Here is a 20,793-nt window from a genome sequence, read left to right as displayed (position 1 = left end):
GCCTCTCCTCGCTCACAGAACTCTCCTCAGTTCGGTATATAAATTAAGAGACGAGCTCTCGAAACGCTTGACCTCGCTTATCTTGACCGGCAGATACGACTTGCCGTCCAGCACGAGCCCCCCGACGGGAGGCCTCGCCTCGTATATCGCGTAGCCCGGCGTCTTCCAGAAGAGCAAGAGCTTAAGCGTGTCGACGCCGAAGCCCGTCAAGGCCGAGACGGGCGCGAAGAAGGCGAAGTGCTTCCTGAGAATCGCGGCCTTCCTGACGAGCTCCGGGAGGCCTACGGCGTCTACCTTGCTCAAGACGGGGAGAACCCGCTCCTTGTGCACGCCGATTGTCGACAACACGTCGATAGACGTCTGGAGCTCCCTCGCGAACTCCTCCTCGTCGTCCGACGCATCGGCCAGCAGAAGGACCAGGTCCGCGTCGGCGACCTCCTGGAGAGTGGAGTAGAACGACTCTATCAAGACGGGCGGCAGATCCTCTATGAAGCCGATGGTGTCCGTCAACACGATTTCTTTCCCCCACAGGCTTATACGGCGCGAGTACGTGTCGAGCGTGGCGAAGGGCCTGCCGTCAACGTACTTGTGCTCCGCGGTTAATCGATTGAAGAGCGTGGTCTTCCCCACGCTGGTGTACCCCGTCAACACGACTTCGGGCACGCCGAAGTCCCTACGCCTCCTCATCAGCCTAGCCCTATCCTCCCTCATCTTGTCGAGCCTCCTCTTTATGTAGGAGATCCTGCTCACCATATGCCTATAGTAGGCGTCAACAGCATACTCGCCGGCGCCCATATAGCCTATCTGCTCGCCCATCTTGGCCCTCCTGAGATACTCCTTAACTAGAGGAAGCCGATACCTCAGCGCCGCCAGCTCTATCTGCAACTTGGACTCGATGCTGCCGGCCCTCCGCTCGAATATCTTGAGGATCAAGAGCACTCTATCCATAACCTCGACGCCCAGCCTCCTCCTCAGATTATACGTCTGGAGAGGGGTGAGCTCGTGGTACGCCACGAACACGTCGAAGTCCATGCCGGCCACCTCGTCGAGCTTCCCCCTGCCTAGATAGAAACGGGAGTCCCTCTCGCCGAACTGCGTCACGACGCCGGCCACCTCGTAGCCGGCCACCTCGGCCAGTGCCTCGAACTCCGCAAGCCTCCTGCCGAGCCTCCTATCCTTGGGGCCTACATACGCCAGAAGGGCCCTATTCCTCATCCCTCACCTCCGCCACATCGCCTAGAGTGAGCTCCCTCTTGGCAGGCGCGCCCGTCGCGGCCTCGCCCTGCTGGGCCGGCACCAATAGCTTGACCCCGAGAGCCTTCTCCAGCTTCCTGGCCAACTGGACGTCGGGCACCAGCTGGCCGCTCTCGACGCGCCTCAACACGCTCTCCTTGACGCCTATATAGGACGCCAGCGCCTCTCTGCTGAGCCCCATGGACTCCCGCGCCCTCTTTATAACCTCGGCGTACTCCTCGACGACCTCGTACCTATCGGCCGCTCTCTTAGGAGCCGGCGCTCTCCTGGGCGGAGGAGGCGGGGCCACGCGTCTCTGCGGCTCCGCGGCCGCCGAGGCCGAGACGGCGCCGTACGACGCCGCACAGCGCCTACAGACGTGGAGGACCGCGTTGTCCAGCTTTATTATATAGGGTTGTCCCTCTATCGGGGCGCCGCAGATATCGCAATACAGCATTAATACAGATCCGATACATGGTTAAAAGCATGACGCCGGAAGAACAGGCCTACGGCCTCTTGACATATATATATGGATATAAAAATATTGATATTGATAAAAATAAACTAGAAATAAAATACAATAAATCTAAAAGAATAAAATATATATATTACGAAGGCAAGCCGATATTCGCCTTCAGGAACAACGACGGCTATTTGCTCCCCCTCGCGGACGCGGCCCCCTACATGAAGGGCCCATACGTCGTCGTCGACGGGGAGACTGCCAAGTTCGTCTTGCAGGGACGTAGCGTCCCTGCTAAGTTCGTCAAGTCGTATTCGCGCGGGTTGAGGCCCAACGCCGAGGTCTTCGTGGTCGACGAAGGCGGGAAGCCCATCGCGGTCGGCAGACTTCTGTATAGTGTAAGGGAGCTGACGCTGAGGAGAGGCTACGCCGTAAAGCCCAGAGCCAGAGTAGAAATCTGATGGAGCCCCGGCCGGGACATTCGGGGACGACCCTTTCGAACCCGGGACCTCCCGCTCACCTTCTTTACTGAAGCCGTGGCCGATGCGGCGTTGCCGCTGGCCATGGCCAACGTCTTTATTCTTCTGTTGGATGCGGCGCGCATGTTCAAATCGGCTGTGGTTCTGGACTTGTTTTCTGGCATAGGCGGCTTCCTGGCGGCCATGGCGTACTATCTCAGAGCCGCACCGGCACAGGTCTGTACCCCCTTTCTGCTCTCCGGGCGTCCCGGGGGCACGGGGCCCCGAGTCGCCGGCGGCTCCCGGGGCGGGGCCGCCCTGAGGATTGGCGCCGCCCCTTCTGCAGACGCGTATTTGAACACAGCGTCGCCTCCCGGAGCCCTCGCGGGAGGCGGGGCGGGCACCAACTGGCCCATGGGTGCATAAACACACCTCCTATTTATGAATCAACGATCGGCGTATGTCAAGCTTCGCCGATCTCGTCTTTGCCAGTTCTAAATCTAAAGATTTAGAACCGATCTCGGTGCATCCCTCTTTCAACTACCACGACGCGTTGCCAGTCCTAAATCTGTCAGTGATACTGTGTAGGCATGTCGGACACTCTTCCTGACTCAATGTCGGACACATTTCCTGACCCTGCGTCGGATGTACTTCCTGAATCAGGAAAAATATCCGATTTTAACTCAGGAAATACGTCAGACGAAATGTAACGCCGCTTGAATAACACACAACGTTAACATACGTTTCAACTACCTCGCCGATTGTTAACAATGCGGCATTCAACTACTCCTTCTACATTTTACCTGAGTTAAAATCGGACATTTTTCCTGATTCGGGAAAAACGTACGGTGTTAAGTCAGGTAAAATGTAGAAGGAGTAGTTGAATGCCGCAGTTGGCTTTAAGCCTTGTCGTAGATGTGGCTGTTATCCACTACGTCTACCTGGCTATGGCGGGTGGACGTGCGGCGTATGTAGGCGTGGGGAAGCGTAGCGGCTACTACGACCGCGTATACATGCACCTCCGCGGCCACTCCTCTGCGGCGAAGAGGGGGCTGAAGGCCGATATGTTCATTATCCTGGCCTATACGCACAACAGACGGCTGGCGGAGATGTGGGAGGCTTGGCTATATGCGGTATATAAACCGCCGTACAACAGAAGGAGGCCTTCGGCAAGGCCGAGAAAACCTCCCGTATTCCCGAGGGCGAGGTGTGCGAAAAAGCCAGTGGAGGAGCCAGCGGTTGCGGCGAAGTACGCCCACGTGTACTCCCCGCTAGCTGACGCCTCTACTCGCCTAGCAGAGACAATCAGCGGCTGTTTAGAAAACGGCTCAAACCCGGAGGCGTATGTAGACAGACCTCCACCTGACCAGAAGGCGCGGCGGGTGGATTATCAATTCCACGTAAAGAGGTGAGCCGGGTGGGGTATGGGCAGGTATGTGGACGTCGACGAGGTGCTGACGAAGCTGAGGGAGAGATGTAGGGCGGTGTCGGGAGAGGAGCCAAGGCCGACGTTAGAGGCGGTGCTAGAGAAGTCTGCGAGGCGTGGCGTGCTGTACGGCACTGTGGATACGCTGTTCGAGAAGTGGAGGCTGTACATGCGGTACGTAGGCGAGGCAGTGCCTAGAGCCTTATCTTTGCCAGATGATGCGGCGACGCGGTTTAGACAGTTTGTAGACGGCCTCATCCAGCTACTGGATAGGGCTGAGGGGCAGGCGAGAGAAAAGCTGACAAAGATATGCAGAGCCGTGGAGGAGGGCCGCGTCGAGGTGATAGAGAGGAGCAAAGTCGTAAGCCACATATGCGCCGACGGGGTCTGCATCCATACACAGTTAACCAGAGCCCCGGTGTTTAAACTACCTCTACACGACGTATCTGCCAAGCTGTACTTCCCCAGTATTGGACTAAGCCCAGAGGAAGTAGAAGCCTTCCAACTAGGCTGGAGGGCGAGCGACGAGACAGCCGACAAGAGGCGGCCCATGATGGCCACGACACAGCCGTGGCAACTCTTCGCGTGGTCTGCTACTAGGCCTGGTTGGATGAGAGTACATGTAGTTGAAGTAGGCATAAATGCCGGCGGCCTCTCTCTAGAGATTTATGCCGTGGCTAAGGATTGGACGCAGAAATGGAGTAAGGAGGAGGCCCAGAGGATGGCGTTGGAGGCTTTACGCGGGGGCGACTACAGGCCTTTATTGACGTGGTATCTCGGCGATGGAGTGGTGGACGGCAGGAGGGAGAAAATAGCGCTTTCTACAGCTGTTAATATAGAGATGATTAACGGTTTATTAGGCGGGAGTTATAATTATCGCAAAATTGAACTTAGCCGAAGGAGGGCTAAAGAATTAGCCAAAAAGATAACTACGTCTGTTGGACGTTATGGCGTCCTCCTAGAGGTATTGTATAGCCACAAGTGGGTGTATCTAAAGGCTCTGGCCGATTATAGGCCGTCTTTCGATCCCGCGTATGTAGTTATCAAGGGGGTGGTGATGCGCCTCCATCTATCGGCTAAGACACTACACGCCGTGAGGTATTTCGCTGAGAGAGAAGAGGCGGAGAAGGCCCTAAACGCCCTAAAGCCTCACGCCAAGATGTACGTTGATAGGCGTTGGTATGTGGCGTATATACCGTGGAGAGAGTTGAAAGAGCTAGTTAAGAGGGATCCGACGTTGAGAGAAGCCGTTGCGAGATATCTAGCCGGTAGAAACAAGCCAGCAACAAAGAAGTTGTTATCCCAAATCCCCCTTTTTGACACTAATAGCGTTATCCTCATGAAGATCGGATGGAGCCCCGGCCGGGATTTGAACCTTATCCCAGACCCCCTGGCGGGGGCCTGACGGGACCTCCCGCTTACAAGGCCTACGCGGGGCTAAGCCCCAGGGCGCTCTACCGGGCTAAGCCACCGGGGCCCTACTCTTTACATATATTTCACATTTTTAAGTTTTCCACTAGTGCCATCGTCGGCTCGCCCGCTGACGTTTGCGTCGCCACTCGGCTAGGAGCGGCGTAGGCCGGTTTTTGACGGCGCTCGGGTAGGAAGATCTTCAACTCCGGGAAAAAGGTTATCTCGCAGTGCCTAAGCTAGCTCTGTGATAGACCCAGAGGTGCTTACGCGGCTGGTGCTCAAATATTCCGTGAGGGAGGAGGGAGGCGCCGTGTTGCGCCGCTATTTTAGATTCAGAGCGGATAGATGGTATGGCGGCATCGCCACGGCCGACGTCGTCGGTTGCAACCTCCGTTGCGGCATGTGTTGGGCTTGGCGGAACAGCTCGTTTAGGCTGGACGTGGGCGACTTCATGAGGCCCGACGTGGTGGCCCGCCGCCTGGCGGAGATGGCCAGGTCTAGAGGCATCGCGCAGTTGAGGATCTCGGGAGGCGAGCCGACTATAGCTCCCCGCCACCTCCTCGCCGTGTTGAAATCGGTGCCGGAGAGCTATACCTTTATCGTCGAGACCAACGGCATATTGATAGATAGAGGGCTGGCGCGGGAGCTGGCCGGATTTCCCAACGTCGTGGTGAGGGTGTCCATAAAGGGGGCTACTCCCGAGGAGTTCGGCGCAATCACGATGTCGCCTCCTCACTACTTCTACAGACAGCTGGACGCCTTGAGGAATTTAGTCGAGGCGGGCATGGCCCCCTGTAGGGACGTCTACGCGGCGGCCATGATAGGCTTCTCCACCGACGACGGGGTGAGGAGGCTCAAGGAGGCTCTAAGCGGCATACACGAGGCGTTGGCCGAATGCCTAGACGAGGAGCTCGTCATCCTCTACCCGCACGTTGTCAAGCTGATGAGGGCCAGAGGCCTGCGGCCTCTACGGGCCGTGGCGCCGAGCGGCGTGCCGCAGTCAATGATATGAACTGCCTGGAGCTGACCCTATACCCCAGCCTGACGTTGACCCTCTTGGAGAGGAGGGGGGACTCCTACGTCAAGGCGTTCGGCGTGAGGAAGGGCTTGGACGCATCGGCCGATCCGTACCTTTCGGGTAGATGGTACGATCCATGGCGCTACGTGGGCGAGGTGGACAGCGACGTGGAGAGGGCCGTGCGGGAGCTGTTAGATCGGTACGGGGACTGCGTAGGCATCTCCATATCGCCGGGGGACGAGGGCTTGATCTTCGTCGCCGCGTTCCTCACACAGAACACCGCGTACCACACAAACGTGCTCAGGTGGACGCACGCGTTGTTTTCCCGTAGCGAGCGCCTCGACGAGATAGCGGAGCTCGCCCCGTCTGTCGGCAACAGCTACCAGCTGAGGCGTCTGCCGGCCGCTCTGAGGGCCTACCTATCGGCTAGGCCTAAGGACAGAGCCGATCTCTTGAAGATCCCGGGCGTGGGGCCTAAAGTCGCCGACCTCTACCTCCTCTTCACGGGGGACGCCTCGGCGGTTCCAGTCGACAAGCATTTCATGAGGCAGGCGCCGCGTCTGGGACTGACGGGGAGGCCGCCCGACAAGAGCTACTGCGCTAGATACGACTGCGCTGTCTGTCCCCTACAGTCTGTCTGCCTAAGGGCGCGCGCCGCCGACAAGCTGGGCAGGCTGGCGGGGTGGGTCCAGACAGTGCTCTATATAGTTGATAAGGGCATTACGAGGGAGACTCGCCGGTCTTAGCCCCCTTGGCGCCCCGCCTCCTCCCCACCGGCCTCACGGGTTGTGGAGGCTGTCTAGGCACCACGGCGAAGCCCAGAGGCCAGCCGTAGACTCTGTCCCTCTGCTCGCTGGAGGTCGTGTGGGTCTCTATGGAGAAGCCGGCCCTGAACACCAGAGGCTCGTCTATCCAGACCGCCGTCTTTTCGGGATAGTAGGCTATGGGCTCCACGAACCACTCGACGACTCTGCCGCCCTCGACGAACCGCACGTAGTCGAAATACTCATCGTAGTTGTAGAAGCCCCAGACGACCACCAGCGAGGCCTCGGTCAGAGGCGGGCTTATCTTGCCTAGGGCCAGGCTGTAGCCGTATTTATCCGCATCGTCTCCGTATATGTGCCTCGGCGCGAGCGGCTCGACCCTAGCCCCCACCTTTCTGGCGTGTTCAGACGCTATGTTGTAGGATCTGCGTATTATCCTCTCGGCGTCCGCCCTCGACAGTGGGAGCAACCACATGGCCCGGCACCGTCGAGGGGCTTATAAACATTAATAAGGCGATGGCCCAAATTAACCGTTATGTTTTTAGAGGGGAGAGTAGAACGGACCATGCTTATGCCTCTGCTCGCCCTCACCGCCGTCGCCGCGTTGCTGGGGCTGGCCATGAGGAGGGTGAGGGACAGGGCGTTGGCGGTGCTCGGCGTCGTCGGCTTCTTCCTAATCGCCATACCGGCGCTCTTCGTGAGCGGGGACGTGGTCGAGAGGATAGTGGCGGCCGTATTCGCGTATGCGCCGTATTGGGAATACATAGTGCCCGTAGTCGCCTTCGCCTTGCCGTTGTTGCCGCCGGCCAAGACCTCACATAGAAAGCCTAGAGGGGCGGCTAGGGCCGAAAAGACGGAGTACTGGTAACCCCTACCTCTTTTTCGCAGAAACTATTATTACCGATATCACGAACACTATAAGTATAATGGAGATGATGTAGTTAGCCGCGCTGAAGCCGGTCTGCGCAGACGCCGTAATGGCGGGCGGCGGAGCCAATGTGGATATGTTGGAGGGCGCCTTCACGATAATATAGGTGGCGTTGGACGAGCACAATATATCGCCTATAGCTGCGGCGTACATCGAGGCCTCCTCGTACATGTACAACGCCGTCGTAGTATCGCTGTTCATGTAGTAGTCGCCGAACTGGATATAGCTAAGGGGGAGTATGTTGGGCGATCCGCAAGCCGCCGCCCTGTAGATATTCTCGAACGCCGTCTGCCTCTCCACTGGCGCCAGACTGTCGGCGCCCGGAGACGCCAGCGCGTTCTCGGCTAGAGATATCGTGTCGAGCGAGGCGGCGAGCGAGGCGAGGTAGTGCTTGCTGGAATAGAGGCTTTCGGCTAGCTGGAGGCTTTGCTGTAGCTCAGTCGCTAAATCGGGGGGCAGTTGAGATCCGTACGTCGTTATGACGTAGGAGTACATCACATAGGCGTACTCCAGGTATGTCTCGGCCATATCGCTCAACGAGCTCTCGTTGATCACGCGGCCGTAGGCCAACATCTCGGCCGCGTTAATCCAAGGAGGCAAGGTCACTGCGCGCGCGTACATGAAGGCTACGTCGGGGCTGGAGGAATTGGCTTGTTGATAAATTTGATAAATCCTCTCATATATACCTATTATAATTCCTAAATTATTAGAGGTAATCGTTATATTGTTTGCGAGTTTTTCATAATTTTTAGTAAGCTCTAGCGCCTTACTAGAGAGAGCGTTGGCGCTTAACGCACCGCTCGACACCTGCGATAGGTAATACTTGTATATGCCGTTGAACAGCAGAGAGGCCGCGGTGTAGTACTGGCCTCTGGCCGCCAGCGACGATACGGCGCTCATGTTGACGTAGGCGTTGGCCGACGTCCCGGTCGCGTTCCTATATATGGCGAGGACCTGCTCGTAGAGGTATCTCGACACCTTGTTGAATACGGTCGTGTTTAGGTACGAGGGGCCGTAGGGCGAGGTCACGTTGTAGCCCGTAAGGTAGTATATCGCCTGTTGTATCGTGGCGACGGGTATGACCTGGACGCCGCGTACGCCCTTGGCCTGCCCCTGCTCGCCGAGCGGCACAAGAACCCGCTTTATGCCGTTCTGGGCAGCCGCCGCGACCTTGTCGCCGACGCCTCCGACCCAGCCTATGGTCCCGTCGGGGAGGATTATGCCCGTCATCGCCGTGTCGTTCCTGAGCGGGAGCCCCTTCATGAGGGCGAATAGGGCCGCCGTGATGTAGCCGCTGGCCGACGGGCCGCCTACGTTCGCCTCGAGGCCCGTGACCCTCAACAACGCGGTGTAGTTGGCCGCAGAGACGCCGGCGAGTCTGGCGGCCACGTACAGCGCCACCTGCGCGGAGGGCCCAAAGCCCTCACCCGCCTCCGGGACCCCGGCCACGTAGGCTCTGCCGTTGCCGGGATACAGCAAGGTGACCTCTATGGGCACTACGGCCCCTCCGCCGCCCGAGCTGACGGCGAGCGCGTTGATCGTGGCGGTGCCCACCACGCGCATGGTCTGGCCGGGCCTCAGAGGCGCCAGAGTCAGGGCAGTGGCCGCGAGGGCAACCGCGAGTAGGGCCACAACGACGTACGTCCACCTCATGCGCGGCCTTACGTCTCTCGATTAAAAAGGTTGCTCACCTCAGGTAAGGTCAGCGTAGGTCCAGGCGCACATCCTCCTTCACTTAAGCCTGGCTCATCATCAAGGTTTTACAGTCCTTAATTTATATGGAGGAGGTCGCCAGAGCTCTGGCCAACAGCAGATTCGCCGTGGCTTTCACCGGCGCCGGCATCTCGGCCGAGTCGGGCGTGCCGACCTTCAGAGGACCTGGAGGCCTCTGGGAGAGGTACCGGCCTGAGGACCTCGCGACTCCGGAGGCCTTCTGGAAGGACCCCGTCTTGGTGTGGCGCTGGTATAGGTGGCGGCAGGAGCTTATCTACAACGCGGCTCCCAACCCCGCCCACTTGGCTCTGGCCGAGCTGGAGAGCCTCGGCGTCTTGAAGGCCGTGATAACTCAGAACGTCGACGGCCTACACAAGAGGGCCGGGTCGAGGCGCGTCGTGGAGCTCCACGGCAACATATGGCGGGCTAGATGTACGTCGTGCGGCCGCGAGCTCCCGATAGAGAAGCCTGTGGACGAGATACCGCCGAGGTGTCCCCACTGCGGGGGCCTGCTCAGACCTGCCGTGGTCTGGTTCGGCGAGCCGTTGCCCCGCGACGCCTGGGAGGAGGCCCTATTGCTCGCGTCCTCGGCCGACTTCATGTTGGTGGTGGGGACGTCCGGCGTGGTGTACCCAGCGGCGTACATACCTCGGATAGCCAAGAGGAACGGCGCCGTCGTGGCGGTCGTGGACCCCGGCGAGACGGCCCTCGACGATATAGCAGACTTCAAGATAAGGGGGAGGGCGGCCGAGATCTTGCCGAGGCTTGCCGCGGAGGTGAGGAGATGTCTTACGTAGTCTTGTTCAGATGCCCCGCGTCAGTCGTGAGGACGAAGGCGAGGAGGTTCAGACTGGAGGAGGGGCTCTACGCGTACGTCGGATCCTGCGGCGTCTCCTGCCATAGGAGAATCGCCCGGCATCTGAGGAGGCCCGCCAGGAGGCACTGGCACGTCGACTATCTGCCGTGCGAGGCCTTGGCGTCGCTCGTCACCCGCCTCGGGGAGCCCGAGCTCGCCTTGCGCCTCTCCGCCTGCGCGGAGTACGTCAAGGGCTTCGGCTCCACGGACGACAGGCGCGCGCCGTCGCACCTGTTCAGGGTCAAGTCGCTAGCCCACCTTCTTGACGCGATATCTGCCGCCCCTCACGATCAGCTTAGCCAAGCCGATCTCTGCTAGGTATTTAGCGAAGGCTATGCCCTCCTCCGCCAGCCTAAGCGCGTCGCCCTCCCCCCTGGCGCATAGGGCCATGGCGTAGGGGACGCCCTCGGACGAGCACTCCTCGTAGGCCCTCAACAATCTCCTCAACCTGCCCTCGAGGATCTCGGCGTATTGGGCGGCGGTGGTGGGCGGTTCGTGGGCCGGGTAGACCGTTGCGTCGCCGAGGGAGCGCAGTAGGGCTATGGCGCGCCTCAAGGAGTCCACGCTGACTATCCAGCCGCCCACATCGCCGACGAAGATCCCCTCATCTATCTTGAAGCAAGTATGGCCCCACGTATGGGATCCGCACGGCAGGACTTGGGCAGAGAACTCGTCTAGGTCGACCCAGCCCGCCGCGATCCTCGCGAAGCGGGCGCCCGCCCTCGCCGCAGGCATGTCCTTGAGAGGCGCGCCCGCCCTTCTGAAAACGGCGGCGACGTAGCCTCTGAACCTAGCCTCGTCGGTCAACATGGCGACTTCGAACGGGTTGGCCACCACGGCCCGCGGGGACGATCTGGAGAGGCCGGAGATATGGCCGATGTGGTGGTGCGTCAAGAGCACGTACTTGACGTCAACCGGCTCCGAGAGATCCACAGACACGTCTCCCAGAATCCACGAGGCGCCGGCGCGGCTAGGCCTCACTTTTTTATACTACGGGTCGTGATATATACATGTCGTCGGACTGGACGGCTAGATTTATAGCAGACGCCGGGAGGCTGTTCGGGATATCGGCCGACGAGCTCGCCAAATTCGCCGACGCCATGGCCAAAGGCGACGAGAGGGCGGTCGCCGAGTGGGCCGAGCGGAACAAGATCGGGGATAGGGACTTCCTGGTCCTCTCGACGATGTACGTCCTCTACAAGACTGAGGACAAGGTCTCCGACATGCTGGAGGGGCTGGAATTGAGGGTAGACGAGGCGGTGGCCTTCGTGGGCAGTTTGACGGCCCAATTAGTAAACGGGCTGGGCGCCGATAGGGGGAGGGCGTTGCTGGCGCAGATCCTGCTGGCCGCCGCCCTCCAGATAGAGGACAAGGAGACCAGGGAAAAAATAGCTGAGTTCGCCGGGTCCCTCCTCTAATCACCAGAGGGCGCTCCAGCTCTCGGCGCCTGGATAGAGATAGGCGGTGTAGGGTCCCGACGTCGTGTCGGCCATGCCGGTCACGGTCTCCGCCGTGTCGGCGCCGTAGTCGAACGCGTGTGGGACCGAGACCAGCTTAGTGCCGTTGAGGTACTGCAAGGTGTAGTAGGCCTTGTAGGCCGACGGCGAGGCGTTGGAGCCGCCGCCGGGGCCGCCGGTGACCAGCTCGGCGTCTTCGTAAAGGCCGCTGGGCAATGTGGTGTACCCCTCGACGTAGAAGGCTGCGGAGCTGACGGGCACCTTAACCACAACGCTGTCGTACTGTACCACCTTCCCGCCGTATACGAAGTAGAAGTTTATCACTGGGTATTTCTGGGAGTTGATCGAGACCGTGACGAAGAGAGATACCTGGAGCGGGTAGGTGAAGGATATGGTCGACGGGTACTGATATGCGTAGTAGTTCTGGCCTTGGTAGGTATAGACCTTGCCGTTGCCGCTTAGACCTTTCAGCACGGATTTGCTCGACGTCAAGTTCCATATGTTGTCCACTATGTTCATCTGGTTCGTCGCTGTGTTTATGACGGCTACGTCCTGCACCCACAGATAGGCGCTCTGCCCACTAGTCTTGGTGTAGTTGAGAACCACGTTTAGCTGTATCGAGAAGCTGTGGGGGTAAAACTTGCTGTTGGACGTGAAGCTGGCCGTATAGATTGTGAAATTGCCCATGAACTCGTTGGTGGAGTATTCGTAGGGAATTTCAGCCGAGCCCGAGTAGTACGCTCCGTAGTCCGTCACGCCGACTGGGGCCTGACTTCCGGAATACCAAGAGGGCGGCAACGTGACCTGCATGTGTGTGGAGGGCGGCCTTACTGGAGGGAAGGCGGGAGGCGCGCTCTGCATCGACGCGACATGGACAAAGTATAGCACTATCAATGCCGTTGTTACTATTATCATTATTGTTTCCAGTTTGTGCATAGTCAGCGGCTCTAATGGGTTTTTAAATATTAAGATAATAAGTAATAATATAAATAATATATATTATATCAAAGACTTCTAATAAATAACTTTAATAAATCGGCGAATAAAATATATGTTATTCCTGAACGCTTTAAATATTAATACTTAAAAATCAATATCTCGCTCTATCTATGGCCAAAAACCTACTCATAATACTGGCGCTGTTTGCGGCGCTGGCGGCGGCCCAGCCGCTCTACTTCAACTGCAACTCGGCGGTCCCTGGAGTCCCCCAGAACGCCCCGGCCCACCTGATAGTGTGGCTGTGGCTCAACAACGTGACCACGCCAAACGGCCTGAACTATCTCCTGTATCAGCAGTACTACGTGTCCTCAAGCCCCTACTACCACAAGTTCATAACGCCGCAGCAGTTCGCCGCTTGGTACAGCCCGCCTGCCTACGTCTTCTCGTACATCAAGGACGTAGCCTCCTCCAGCGGCCTCACGATACTCGGCGTGTACCCGATGGCGGTGGTCGCCTCCGGCACGGCCTCGGCAGTGGACAACGCCATAGCGGCGCTCCAGTCCGCCCCCTCCTCGGTCGCCCAGTGGATAATAGTGGGCGAATGTATGCCGATAGGGTACTTCGCCGCGAACACCCGTAGCAGTAGAGTGCCCGCCTACAAGCCGACATACGTCGCCGCCGAGGTGGGCAACCTATCCCAGGCGTTGGGCAACGTGACCTACGTGAACGGCCTGCCTCTACAGATCAGGTATAGGAACTTCGAGATATGGCTTCCCAAAGGCCTCCAGTTCATATACGACGAACTGCCGCTATTGTTGAAGGGCATAAACGGCAGAGGCGTGACAATCGGCATAGTGGACGCCTTCGGCGATGTGAATTTCACATTGGCGTATATGTATCAGTACAAGGACGCCGCTCCCTACGACTTCGCGTTGTTCAACAAGCTATTCGGCCTTCCGCAGGCGCCGCTCTCAGTGATATACCCTGTGGGCATGCCGGTGATAACCCCGTACAACCTATACGACGCGTTGGGCTGGTCCTACGAGACGGCGCTCGATATAGAGTACGCCCACACAATGGCGCCCGGCGCCAATATAGTGCTGGCAGTTGCGCCGGATGCCGGCGACGATCTCTTCATAGCGGTGGAGTATTTGGTTAATAAATCGTTGGCCGACTTCATAAGCTTGAGCTGGGGAGCGCCCGAGGACTTCTACTTGGCCCCGCCGCCAACTCCGCAGTTGTTGCTGGCATACGACGAGGTGTTCATGCAAGCGGCCGCCGAGGGGATAGGCGTATTTGCCTCCTCGGGAGACTGGGGCGCGTTCAACATATTCTGGCAGTACTACGGCCTCCCGATAGAGCCAAGCGTGCTCTACCCGGCCAGCGATCCTTGGGTGACGGCGGTGGGCGGCACGTCGCTACACGCCTACGTCTCCGACGGCATGGTGACGAGGATAGAGCAGGCGTGGAGCTGGAACGCCTACTACATGTGGGGCTCCGGCGGCGGCTACTCCTTCGTGTTCCCGGAGACTCCCGGCCAGAGGATCGCCGACATAGTCTACGAACGCCCCGTAGTCTACGAGCCAGCGTTAAGTGCGCTGTACGGCTACAACTACTTCTTCTACCCGGCAGGCCATAGAGGCGTGCCCGACGTGGCCGCAGACGCCGATCCGTACACGGGCGTGTTAGTGGTGATAAACGGAAGCATCTCGCCGTATATATTCGGCGGGACGAGCCTCGCATCGCCGCTGACTACCGGCATGACAGCGACGGTGCAAAGCGGCATCAAGTTTAGAATAGGACTACTGGCGTCGACTCTGTACACGACATACGCCGGACAAGGCTATGGCGCCTACGTTCAGAACGACGTGATACCGATGACCGCGTTCTACAGCGGCTTCTCAGGCGCCTTCTTCCCGACCTATGGAGGCCAGAACGGGCTTTATAACGTGCTCATGCAGCAGTGGAGCCCGGTGACAGGTATAGGGCAACTCAACGTATACGGAATTTACTCTCTTATGAAGTAAAAACAATATATAAAACGAAGTAATTATTTTTAAATAGCTGTTTTCTATTATTGAGAAAAACTTTTAAGACGGGATATTATCCATGGAAGTACTGATCTTGGTCTCCCATCTAGGCTGGCCGGACGAGGTGTCGTCATATATAAGCAAGGCGCCGGGCGTCAGCGAAGTTTATAGCTCGCAGTCGGGGTACATAGTCGCCAGGGCGCGCGTCGAGAGTCCGTCGGACCTCAGAGAGCTGTTGAGCTTCGTCAGGCGGTGCCGCGGAGTTCTCAGAGTCGAGTATATGGTGGCGAGGCGGCCGGACGGTCGGCAACGGCCCTAGGAGGCCTTCTCGTAGGCGGCCTTCAGGAGGTATCTCCTGTTGAGGTAGACGACGCCGGCCACCACGGGCGCCAGCGATATCTTGGTCAACAACAAGCCGGCGACGGAGCTCCAGAAATCTGGCGGAGGCAGGACGCCCCAGAAAGCTATGGGCATGAAGACCAGCGTGTCGACGGCCATGGCGATTGGGTCGGAGTATATCACCCTCTTCCACACGGCGCCCCCTATCTTGGCCACCATATAGGCGTCGAGAGTCTCCGCGGCCAGATACGCTATGGGCGACGCGAAGGCGACCCTCGCCGACGTGGAGAAGACGGCCTCATATATCGAGTTGGGCGCGACGGGCGAGGGGAGGTACACCACGACGTAGTTCACGGCCGTGATCAGCCACTGGGATAAGAAGCCCGCGAGGACGACGTTCCTGGCGTAATGGAAGCCCTCCCTCAACACAATTATGTCTAGCATGGCCACTGTGGCCACATAGGTCATGGTGCCGGCCGGCACCAGGAAGCCCAGGTAGTTGGTTATCTTGGAGGCGGCGTACTGGGAAACCGTCAGGAGGACCATGTAGAAGGCTATGGCGAGCACCGTGGGGTCTATCTTGGCGAGCCTCAACAACGCCCTGTACATGACGGCGGTTAGGCCGAAGGCCGCGAGCGCCTCGAGGAGGAGGGCGATCTGGCCCAACACAGCCCCCTTGAGGCAGGTTGTTTTAAAATTTTCCTGAGTCAAACGAATTCTGCCTCGCCCAGCTCGACCAGTCCCCGTCTCTTGGCCTCGGAGAGGAGCTCCCTCACCGCCTCCTCGCCTCTCTTCCCCATATCCTTGGTGTACTCGTTGACGTACATGTCCACGAAACGCGCGACGTCGTCCAGCGGAAGGCCTCTGGAGAACTTGGAGGCATATCTCAAGGCCTCCTCCCTATGCGCCTCGGCGTATTTAATGGACTCCGAGAGGAGGCCCTTCAACTCCTCCGCGGCGTCTAGGCCTAGCTCTTTCCTCACGGCGTCTACGCCGAGAGGCGTCGGTAGCCCCTTCTCGCGGAGCCACCACTCGCCTAGGTCGATCACCTTCCTCAAGCCGAGGCGCCCGTAGGTGATCTGGCCCTCGTGTATGAGGATCCCGGCGTCGACGACGCCGGCCGCCACCGCGTCGATTATCTTGTCGAAGGGGACCTCGACTGTCTTGACGTCGGGCATAGCCAGCTTGAGGAGGAGCGCCGCCGTCGTGTATCTGCCCGGCACAGCCACGAGTCTGACCTCGCCGGATCTGGGGCCCGCGACAACAACGGGCCCGTAGCCGTAGCCCATGGACGCGCCGACCCTAAGCACGTAGTATCTGTCGGTGAAGCCCAAGGCCGCCGCGCTCAAGGCGGTGAGGTCGAGCCGCGCCCCGCCCACCGCCAGCTTGTTGAGCGTCTCTATATCGGCCAGGAACTCCCTGAAGGCGAAGCGGCTCTTGACGGCCCCAGACGCTATGCCGTAGAACATGTAGGCGTCGTCTGCGTCCGGGGAGTGGGCCAGGACGAGCTCCATGGCCCTGCCGCCGCGCGTATTTTAAACTTGCGCGAAGCGCAGAGGGGGGAGGCCCAAGATCTCGGCCTCCCTCTTCATGGCCTCCATGACGGAGCCGTTGACGAGATAGCGGGAGCGCTGGTAGTATTCCTCGACCAGGCCCCTGCTTATGGAGAGCCTTCTGGCCACAGACTCTATTAGGGGGCCGGGGTTCTCGTAGAAGCTGGCCACTGAGTTCTCCATCTCGGCCACCGCCTCCTCTAGGCCGGGAGCGCCCGGCCTTGCGACGAGCACCGCGAAGACGAGGGGGGAGCCGACGCGCTCCTGCCAGAGCTCGCCTACGTCCACCACGTGGGGAACGCCTCTGTCGGCCATCCTCAACGCCTCGTCGCCGACGGCCAGCACCTCGGAGCACGAGTCGAGGGCCGTCCAGGGATCGTCGACGCCCTTGAAGGAGAGGCCCAGCAAGGCCGAGAGGGCCCTGGCGCTGACTGTGGTCTCGCCGACTGCGCAAGCCCCGCCGGAGCCGCGTCCCTTGAACAGGCGGGAGGATATTATGGGCCCCACGCTGTATATAGCCAGCCGCGGGACTATATGTAGGCCGTACTGCGCCGCGAGGGTTATGGGGACGAAGCCTATGTCGGCTACGCCGTCGAGCAACAGGCGGGCGGACTCCAGATTGCCGGCCTCCACAGCCTGGACCCTCGCCTTCCAGAAAAGCGGGTCGCTGTGCGCGTACCTTATCCTGACTACCTTCACAGCCATCGCAGAACTCTGTGGAACGTATCTCTAAGTGCAGGCCGCCTCCCGGCCTCTCTGGCTATCGCGGCGAGCTCCTCCGGCGACGCGGCCCCGCGCATGCCGGCCGATGCCAGCACCGCCTCGTTGTACATAGTGCCCACCAAGTCGTTGGCCCCGGCCTTTAAGAGAGTCGACGCCAGTCGTTTGCCCGTCGAGACCCAATAGGCGGCGACCTTCAACTTGTCCAGCAAGATGAGCCTCGCGATGGCGACGACCTTTATATCGTATACGGCGGGCGCCGGGGCCGCGACGAGGCCCCTCCGGCCGAGCTCCGTGTTGTAGGGGGAGAACTTGACCGGTATGAACAGGAGGAGGCCGCCGGTCCTTTCCTGAAGCTCCTTGACCTTGAAGATGTGGTCCACGACGTGCTCCGGCCTCTCTACATGGCCGTACAGCATGGTGGCGTTGCTGGGTATGCCGAGCTTGTGGGCCAGCTCCGCTATGTTCAGCCAAGTCTCGCCGTCGAGCTTGTGGGGTGACACGACGCGCCTGACCTCCTCGGCGAAGATCTCAGCGCCTCCTCCGGATATGGCGTCTAGTCCCGCCTCCTTGAACCTCTCGAGGACCTCGCGCCACGACATGCGCCACAGACGCGAGTAGTAGTCGACCTCGGCCATCGTGGGGCCCTTTATCGCCACGCCGGGCGCTGCCCTCTTGACGGCCCTGAAAAGCTCCTCGAAGTACTCCACGGACAGCTCTGGGTTGAAGCCGCCGTTTACGTGGAGCTCAGTCACGCCGAGGGACGAGGAGGCCTCGGCGACGGCCTTCGCCACGTCCTCCGGGGCGCGGGTATAGGCCTCTGGATGCTTCGGGGGCCTGTAGAAGGCGCATATGGGGCACCTCGCCACGCAGACGTTGCTGTAGTTGATCACTATGTTGTTGACGAACGTCACCGAGTCGCCCCACAGCTTGAGCGTCAGCTCCTCGGCGGCTTTGGCGAGGGCCATGAAGTCCTCGTCGAAGAGCTTCACGGCCTCGCCGGCCGACAAGCCCGACAGCGCGGCCTCGGCTATCTCGCGGGGGGTCACGGACGAGGAAACGGATTTTTGTATTAAACGTTCTCCCACCGTGAGGCTGGAGGACGTGAGGGAGTTGCTCTCCAGGGATCTGTGGGAGCTGGGGATGGAGGCCTGGAAGATAAGGAGTGGCCTCTACGGGAGGAGGGCCACGTACATATCCAGCATGGTGCTGAACTACACCAACGTGTGCGTGGTGGAGTGCGAGTTCTGCCCGTTCTGGAGGAGGCGGGGGGATAGAGACGCCTACGCGCTGTCGGTGGACGAGGCCGTCGGGAGGGTGCTCGCCGTCGACGCGAAGTACGGGCTGAGGCAGGTCTTGGTGCAAGGCGGCATAAACCCCGAGATAGGGATAGAGTACTTCGAGGATCTGTTCAGGAGGATAAAGGCCAAGGCGCCCCACATAGCCGTGCACGCGCTGTCGCCGCTGGAGGTGGACTACCTATCCAGGAGGGAGAGGATGTCGCGGCGCGAGGTCCTCGAGAGGCTCAAGGAGGCCGGCATGGACTCCATGCCCGGCGGAGGCGGCGAGATCCTCGTGGACAGGGTCAGGAAGGAGATATCGCCGAAGAAGATAAGCGCCGAGGTCTGGCTGAGGATAATGGAGGAGGCCCACAAGCTCGGCATACCCACGTCGGCCACCATGATGTACGGCCACGTGGAGGGGCCCGAGGACTGGGCCGAGCATATATGGAAGATAGCCGAGCTGCAGGAGAGGACCAAGGGCTTTCTGGCCTTTATAGCGTGGAACTACGAGCCGGGCGGCAACAAGCTCGGCGAGAGGGTGAGGCACCCGAGGACGTCGGCCACTCTGTTGAGGATAGTGGCCGTCGCGAGGACGGCGTTTACGGGAGACGCCTTCATACCCCACATACAGTCGTCCTGGCTCACCAACGGGCCCGAGACGGCGGAGCTCGCCATGTACTTCGGCGCCGACGACTTCGGCGGAACTCTATACGAGGAGAAGGTGTTGGAGGAGCAGAGGCGGAGCTCCCCCATAGCGACTAGGAAAGACGTGGAGGAGCTGATAAGGAGGGCCGGGCTCCAGCCCGTGGAGAGGGACAACTGGTATAGGCCGGTGGCCTAGGCCACGGCCTCGCCCGTCTCCAGCAGGCGGAGGACGCCCTTGGAGGCGACCGCGACCGCCCTCCCGAACGCCCTCAGGCCGACAAGAGGCGAGAAGCGGCAGGTGCCCTTGAAGTCGCGCTCAGACACGGCGAACTCCTCGAGCTTGAAGACCGAGAAGGCGGCGGGGGCCCCGGGCCTCAAGCCCACGTCGAGCCCGGCGAAGCGGGCCGGCCTGAAGGAGTAGAGCCGCACCACGTCGTCGAGGCCGAGGAGCCCGTCGCGCCAGAACCTAAGCAGGAGGGAGGAGGCCACGTCGAGGCTACAGATGCCGGGCGACCCCGACAGCTTCTCCTCCAGGGTGTGGGGGGCGTGGTCCGTCGCGTACATATCGACGGCGCCTGCGAGGAAGAGGGCCAGGAGGCGCCTCCTCTGGTCCTCCCCCCGCAGAGGGGGGTTGACCCTACAGAGAGGGCCCGAGCACTTGTCGGAGCTGAGGAGGAGGTGGTGGGGGGTCGCGTCGACGGTGGCGAGCCCCCTCAAGGCCTCGACCGTGTAGGGCAGAGAGACGTGGGTCACGTGTATCCTGTAGCCGCGCCGGGCGTAGAGGGCGACGCGGTCGGCGCAGCGGGCCTCGGCCTCAGGCGGGCGGGAGCCCTCCGCGAGGTAGGCCGGATCCTCGCAGTGGAAGACCGCGACGCACCCGAGAGATCTGCACCTCTCCAGCAGACGCTCCACGTGGGCCCAGCCGAATCTCTCCACGTCCTCCGGGTATATCTTGACCGAGCGCGGCCGCGCGGCGTCCAGCTCCGCCAAGTCCTCCGGGACGCCCATATGGACGCCGTAGTGTATGGGGAGGGCCGAGCCCTCGGCAAGTCTCTTGGCGTAGAGCTCGGCGGTCCTTATATGGGGCCTCGTGTTGGGCATATCCAGCACCGCCGTGACGCCGCCCGCCAAAGCCGCCGCAGAGCCGCCGAGGAGGGTCTCCTTGTGGGAAAGGCCCCAGTCCCGGAAGTGGACGTGGACGTCCACGAAGCCCGGCAGTATTAAGTGCTTAGCCGAGAACTGGAGAACCCTACACCCCTCGCCCCTCCCCTTGAGGGACTTGATCGCGCCGCCCTCGACGAGCAGAGATACGTAGCGGACGGCGCCGCCTACATACGCCCTCCCCTCCACGACGAAGCACATAGAGGCGAGAACGCCCGTCTTTATATCCGAAAGGAATATAAACAGGGGAGGGCAAGGAGAGTGGACGGCCAAGAGAGACGGCGAAAAGTTTTTAACTAGCTACGTTCAGTGAAGAACGCGCCTTCACCTATGTGGCCGAGGCGGCGCCTCGGCCGAATCATCTTCATGTTCCCCCGATGTCCCCTCCTGGGGCTAG

At 60.1% G+C, this 20,793-nt stretch carries 23 protein-coding genes and 1 tRNA gene; 11 read left to right on the top strand and 13 right to left on the bottom strand.

Annotated features, from left to right (window positions below; genetic code table 11):
• Positions 1-12 precede the first annotated feature (12 nt).
• Positions 13-1,215: a GTPase HflX gene (gene hflX / locus TUZN_RS07545; protein ID WP_013680366.1), complete on the bottom strand. Its 1,203-nt coding sequence runs from the start codon at positions 1,213-1,215 to the stop codon at positions 13-15.
• Positions 1,205-1,690 (bottom strand): multiprotein bridging factor aMBF1, encoded by a 486-nt coding sequence (locus tag TUZN_RS07540; RefSeq protein WP_013680365.1) that lies wholly within the window; start codon positions 1,688-1,690, stop codon positions 1,205-1,207. The genes hflX and TUZN_RS07540 overlap by 11 nt, the downstream gene beginning before the upstream one ends.
• Positions 1,691-1,707: 17 nt before the next feature.
• On the opposite strand from TUZN_RS07540, the gene TUZN_RS07535 reads away from it, so the two are divergent.
• Both TUZN_RS07535 and TUZN_RS07525 read left to right on the top strand, forming a co-directional pair.
• Positions 1,708-2,154, top strand: coding sequence for a PUA domain-containing protein (locus TUZN_RS07535; protein ID WP_013680364.1), 447 nt, complete (start codon positions 1,708-1,710; stop codon positions 2,152-2,154).
• 881 nt (positions 2,155-3,035) lie between these two features.
• The gene (locus TUZN_RS07525) at positions 3,036-3,563 is read left to right on the top strand and encodes a hypothetical protein (protein WP_013680362.1); all 528 of its coding nucleotides are present in this window, start codon (positions 3,036-3,038) and stop codon (positions 3,561-3,563) included.
• On the opposite strand, the gene TUZN_RS11290 is transcribed toward TUZN_RS07525, so the two are convergent.
• Both TUZN_RS11290 and TUZN_RS11070 read right to left on the bottom strand, forming a co-directional pair.
• Positions 3,542-3,949, bottom strand: coding sequence for a hypothetical protein (locus tag TUZN_RS11290; protein WP_162467469.1), 408 nt, complete (start codon positions 3,947-3,949; stop codon positions 3,542-3,544). The two genes, TUZN_RS07525 and TUZN_RS11290, sit on opposite strands and share 22 nt — an antisense overlap.
• A gap of 979 nt (positions 3,950-4,928) precedes the next feature.
• A tRNA-Thr gene (locus tag TUZN_RS11070) sits at positions 4,929-5,054 on the bottom strand.
• Between the two features lie 180 nt (positions 5,055-5,234).
• Between TUZN_RS11070 and TUZN_RS07515 the strand changes: the two genes are divergently transcribed.
• Positions 5,235-6,002, top strand: coding sequence for a radical SAM protein (locus TUZN_RS07515; RefSeq protein ID WP_013680360.1), 768 nt, complete (start codon positions 5,235-5,237; stop codon positions 6,000-6,002).
• Positions 5,999-6,754 (top strand): endonuclease III domain-containing protein, encoded by a 756-nt coding sequence (locus tag TUZN_RS07510; RefSeq protein WP_013680359.1) that lies wholly within the window; start codon positions 5,999-6,001, stop codon positions 6,752-6,754. Before TUZN_RS07515 ends, TUZN_RS07510 begins: the two co-directional genes overlap by 4 nt.
• Here the strand turns inward: TUZN_RS07510 and TUZN_RS07505 are convergent.
• The gene (locus TUZN_RS07505) at positions 6,729-7,247 is read right to left on the bottom strand and encodes a hypothetical protein (RefSeq protein ID WP_013680358.1); all 519 of its coding nucleotides are present in this window, start codon (positions 7,245-7,247) and stop codon (positions 6,729-6,731) included. The genes TUZN_RS07510 and TUZN_RS07505 overlap by 26 nt on opposite strands.
• 90 nt (positions 7,248-7,337) lie before the next feature.
• Here TUZN_RS07505 and TUZN_RS07500 point away from each other — a divergent pair, with 90 nt between their 5' ends.
• Entirely contained in the window at positions 7,338-7,640 is a 303-nt protein-coding gene (locus TUZN_RS07500; RefSeq protein WP_013680357.1) for a hypothetical protein, read from the top strand.
• 3 nt (positions 7,641-7,643) lie between these two features.
• On the opposite strand, the gene TUZN_RS07495 is transcribed toward TUZN_RS07500, so the two are convergent.
• Entirely contained in the window at positions 7,644-9,353 is a 1,710-nt protein-coding gene (locus TUZN_RS07495; protein ID WP_013680356.1) for a S16 family serine protease, read from the bottom strand.
• Positions 9,354-9,478: 125 nt separating this feature from the next.
• Here TUZN_RS07495 and cobB point away from each other — a divergent pair, with 125 nt between their 5' ends.
• On the top strand, positions 9,479-10,210 hold the full coding sequence (cobB, locus tag TUZN_RS07490) for an NAD-dependent protein deacetylase (RefSeq protein ID WP_013680355.1): 732 nt from the start codon (positions 9,479-9,481) through the stop codon (positions 10,208-10,210).
• Complete coding sequence (locus TUZN_RS07485; RefSeq protein WP_052886174.1) at positions 10,198-10,587, top strand: GIY-YIG nuclease family protein; 390 nt, start codon at positions 10,198-10,200, stop codon at positions 10,585-10,587. Before cobB ends, TUZN_RS07485 begins: the two co-directional genes overlap by 13 nt.
• Here the strand turns inward: TUZN_RS07485 and TUZN_RS07480 are convergent.
• On the bottom strand, positions 10,519-11,250 hold the full coding sequence (locus TUZN_RS07480; RefSeq protein WP_013680354.1) for an MBL fold metallo-hydrolase: 732 nt from the start codon (positions 11,248-11,250) through the stop codon (positions 10,519-10,521). The genes TUZN_RS07485 and TUZN_RS07480 overlap by 69 nt on opposite strands.
• A gap of 29 nt (positions 11,251-11,279) precedes the next feature.
• Here TUZN_RS07480 and TUZN_RS07475 point away from each other — a divergent pair, with 29 nt between their 5' ends.
• Positions 11,280-11,687 carry a hypothetical protein gene (locus tag TUZN_RS07475; protein ID WP_013680353.1) on the top strand — a complete coding sequence of 136 codons (408 nt, stop codon included), beginning with the start codon at positions 11,280-11,282 and terminating at the stop codon, positions 11,685-11,687.
• On the opposite strand, the gene TUZN_RS07470 is transcribed toward TUZN_RS07475, so the two are convergent.
• Positions 11,688-12,662 (bottom strand): thermopsin, encoded by a 975-nt coding sequence (locus TUZN_RS07470; RefSeq protein ID WP_052886173.1) that lies wholly within the window; start codon positions 12,660-12,662, stop codon positions 11,688-11,690. It lies immediately after the preceding gene.
• Between the two features lie 173 nt (positions 12,663-12,835).
• Between TUZN_RS07470 and TUZN_RS07465 the strand changes: the two genes are divergently transcribed.
• Both TUZN_RS07465 and TUZN_RS07460 read left to right on the top strand, forming a co-directional pair.
• Positions 12,836-14,692 (top strand): S53 family peptidase, encoded by a 1,857-nt coding sequence (locus TUZN_RS07465; RefSeq protein ID WP_013680350.1) that lies wholly within the window; start codon positions 12,836-12,838, stop codon positions 14,690-14,692.
• Positions 14,693-14,774: 82 nt separating this feature from the next.
• Positions 14,775-15,014 (top strand): hypothetical protein, encoded by a 240-nt coding sequence (locus TUZN_RS07460; protein ID WP_013680349.1) that lies wholly within the window; start codon positions 14,775-14,777, stop codon positions 15,012-15,014.
• Here the strand turns inward: TUZN_RS07460 and TUZN_RS07455 are convergent.
• From TUZN_RS07455 to TUZN_RS07440, 4 genes are read right to left on the bottom strand one after another with little or no spacing between them, the layout of a single operon-like run.
• Positions 15,011-15,703 (bottom strand): queuosine precursor transporter, encoded by a 693-nt coding sequence (locus tag TUZN_RS07455; protein ID WP_237698207.1) that lies wholly within the window; start codon positions 15,701-15,703, stop codon positions 15,011-15,013. The genes TUZN_RS07460 and TUZN_RS07455 overlap by 4 nt on opposite strands.
• 38 nt (positions 15,704-15,741) lie before the next feature.
• Positions 15,742-16,548, bottom strand: a complete 807-nt coding sequence (locus TUZN_RS07450) for a menaquinone biosynthesis family protein (protein WP_013680347.1) — start codon at positions 16,546-16,548, stop codon at positions 15,742-15,744.
• Between the two features lie 21 nt (positions 16,549-16,569).
• On the bottom strand, positions 16,570-17,292 hold the full coding sequence (locus TUZN_RS07445; protein WP_013680346.1) for an MqnA/MqnD/SBP family protein: 723 nt from the start codon (positions 17,290-17,292) through the stop codon (positions 16,570-16,572).
• Positions 17,283-18,356, bottom strand: a complete 1,074-nt coding sequence (locus TUZN_RS07440; RefSeq protein WP_013680345.1) for a CofH family radical SAM protein — start codon at positions 18,354-18,356, stop codon at positions 17,283-17,285. The genes TUZN_RS07445 and TUZN_RS07440 overlap by 10 nt, the downstream gene beginning before the upstream one ends.
• 40 nt (positions 18,357-18,396) lie before the next feature.
• Here TUZN_RS07440 and mqnC point away from each other — a divergent pair, with 40 nt between their 5' ends.
• Complete coding sequence (gene mqnC, locus TUZN_RS07435) at positions 18,397-19,431, top strand: cyclic dehypoxanthinyl futalosine synthase (RefSeq protein WP_013680344.1); 1,035 nt, start codon at positions 18,397-18,399, stop codon at positions 19,429-19,431.
• Here mqnC and TUZN_RS07430 read toward each other — a convergent pair.
• Positions 19,428-20,597, bottom strand: coding sequence for an amidohydrolase family protein (locus TUZN_RS07430; RefSeq protein WP_052886172.1), 1,170 nt, complete (start codon positions 20,595-20,597; stop codon positions 19,428-19,430). The two genes, mqnC and TUZN_RS07430, sit on opposite strands and share 4 nt — an antisense overlap.
• Between the last annotated feature and the right edge of the window lie 196 nt (positions 20,598-20,793).

Source organism: Thermoproteus uzoniensis 768-20, from assembly GCF_000193375.1.
Lineage (GTDB): Archaea > Thermoproteota > Thermoprotei > Thermoproteales > Thermoproteaceae > Thermoproteus > Thermoproteus uzoniensis_A.
Note: the sequence above shows the minus strand (reverse complement) of the source record. Positions and strands in the feature narration are given on the sequence as shown.

What these genes read in the sequence shown, in the direction of transcription:
- TUZN_RS07430 (WP_052886172.1), bottom strand. Translation starts at nt 20,597, where the DNA reads ATGTGCTTCGTCGTGGAGGGGAGGGCGTATGTAGGCGGCGCCGTCCGC.
- TUZN_RS11290 (WP_162467469.1), bottom strand. Translation starts at nt 3,949, where the DNA reads ATGTGGCTTACGACTTTGCTCCTCTCTATCACCTCGACGCGGCCCTCC.
- TUZN_RS07495 (WP_013680356.1), bottom strand. Translation starts at nt 9,353, where the DNA reads ATGAGGTGGACGTACGTCGTTGTGGCCCTACTCGCGGTTGCCCTCGCG.
- TUZN_RS07510 (WP_013680359.1), top strand. Translation starts at nt 5,999, where the DNA reads ATGAACTGCCTGGAGCTGACCCTATACCCCAGCCTGACGTTGACCCTC.
- TUZN_RS07540 (WP_013680365.1), bottom strand. Translation starts at nt 1,690, where the DNA reads ATGCTGTATTGCGATATCTGCGGCGCCCCGATAGAGGGACAACCCTAT.
- hflX (WP_013680366.1), bottom strand. Translation starts at nt 1,215, where the DNA reads ATGAGGAATAGGGCCCTTCTGGCGTATGTAGGCCCCAAGGATAGGAGG.
- TUZN_RS07525 (WP_013680362.1), top strand. Translation starts at nt 3,036, where the DNA reads ATGCCGCAGTTGGCTTTAAGCCTTGTCGTAGATGTGGCTGTTATCCAC.
- TUZN_RS07470 (WP_052886173.1), bottom strand. Translation starts at nt 12,662, where the DNA reads ATGCACAAACTGGAAACAATAATGATAATAGTAACAACGGCATTGATA.
- TUZN_RS07505 (WP_013680358.1), bottom strand. Translation starts at nt 7,247, where the DNA reads ATGTGGTTGCTCCCACTGTCGAGGGCGGACGCCGAGAGGATAATACGC.
- TUZN_RS07535 (WP_013680364.1), top strand. Translation starts at nt 1,708, where the DNA reads ATGGTTAAAAGCATGACGCCGGAAGAACAGGCCTACGGCCTCTTGACA.
- TUZN_RS07450 (WP_013680347.1), bottom strand. Translation starts at nt 16,548, where the DNA reads ATGGAGCTCGTCCTGGCCCACTCCCCGGACGCAGACGACGCCTACATG.
- cobB (WP_013680355.1), top strand. Translation starts at nt 9,479, where the DNA reads ATGGAGGAGGTCGCCAGAGCTCTGGCCAACAGCAGATTCGCCGTGGCT.
- TUZN_RS07460 (WP_013680349.1), top strand. Translation starts at nt 14,775, where the DNA reads ATGGAAGTACTGATCTTGGTCTCCCATCTAGGCTGGCCGGACGAGGTG.
- TUZN_RS07475 (WP_013680353.1), top strand. Translation starts at nt 11,280, where the DNA reads ATGTCGTCGGACTGGACGGCTAGATTTATAGCAGACGCCGGGAGGCTG.
- TUZN_RS07500 (WP_013680357.1), top strand. Translation starts at nt 7,338, where the DNA reads ATGCTTATGCCTCTGCTCGCCCTCACCGCCGTCGCCGCGTTGCTGGGG.
- TUZN_RS07445 (WP_013680346.1), bottom strand. Translation starts at nt 17,292, where the DNA reads ATGGCTGTGAAGGTAGTCAGGATAAGGTACGCGCACAGCGACCCGCTT.
- TUZN_RS07465 (WP_013680350.1), top strand. Translation starts at nt 12,836, where the DNA reads ATGGCCAAAAACCTACTCATAATACTGGCGCTGTTTGCGGCGCTGGCG.
- TUZN_RS07485 (WP_052886174.1), top strand. Translation starts at nt 10,198, where the DNA reads ATGTCTTACGTAGTCTTGTTCAGATGCCCCGCGTCAGTCGTGAGGACG.